General features: G+C 71.6%; 1 pseudogene. It reads left to right on the top strand.

Annotated elements, in window-relative coordinates:
* Window positions 1-811 (top strand): annotated as a pseudogene (locus IF78_RS44700) (phosphopantetheine-binding protein); the annotation flags it as partial.

The following is an 811-nucleotide window of genomic DNA, read 5'->3' as shown; positions in this document are numbered from 1 at the left end:
GTGCCTGCCGCGTCGGTGGCGCGGGTGCGGGAGGCGTGCCCTGATGTGACGCTACGTCACTTGTACGGGCCGACCGAGACCACGCTCTGCGCGACCTGGTATCTGATACGCCCCGAGGACGACTCCGGCGCAGCCGGGTCTGTCGGCGGAGCGGTTCGTGGCGTGTCCGTTCGTGCCGGGTGGGCGGATGTACCGGACCGGCGACCTGGTGCGGTGGACGGATGAGGGTGCGCTGGTGTTCGTGGGCCGTGCGGACGCGCAGGTGAAGATCCGTGGGTTCCGGGTGGAGCTGGGTGAGGTGGAGGCGGCCCTTGCCGCGCATCCCTCGGTGGCCCAGGCCGTGGTGACCGTCCGGGAGGACTCCCCGGGCGAGCGTCGTCTCGTGGGCTATGTCGTCCCTGAGGGCCCGGACGGCGTGGACGCCTTGCCGGTGACGCGTCACGGGAAGGTGGACCGGGGGGCGTTGCCGGCGCCGGATTTCGCGGGCCGGGTTTCCGGTCGGGAGCCGGAGTCGGAGGCGGAGGCGTTGTTGTGCCGGGCGTTCGCGGAGTTGCTGGGCCTGGAGCGGGTCGGGGTCGACGACAGCTTCTTCGAGCTGGGCGGCGACTCGATCATGTCGATGCAGTTGGTGGCTCGGGTGCAGCGTGCGGGTCTGGTGCTGAAGGTGCAGGACGTCTTCGAGCATGAGACGCCGGCCGGGCTCGCGGCGGTCGTCGGTGCGGTGGAGGCCGGTGGTGTCGAGGGCGATTCCGGTGTGGGTGTGGTGCCGTGGACGCCGGTGATGCGGGCGCTGGGAGAGCACGCCGCCACC

It is taken from the genome of Streptomyces bicolor (assembly GCF_000719285.1).
GTDB lineage: Bacteria > Actinomycetota > Actinomycetes > Streptomycetales > Streptomycetaceae > Streptomyces > Streptomyces bicolor.
This window is presented reverse-complemented; position numbering and strand designations above follow the sequence as displayed.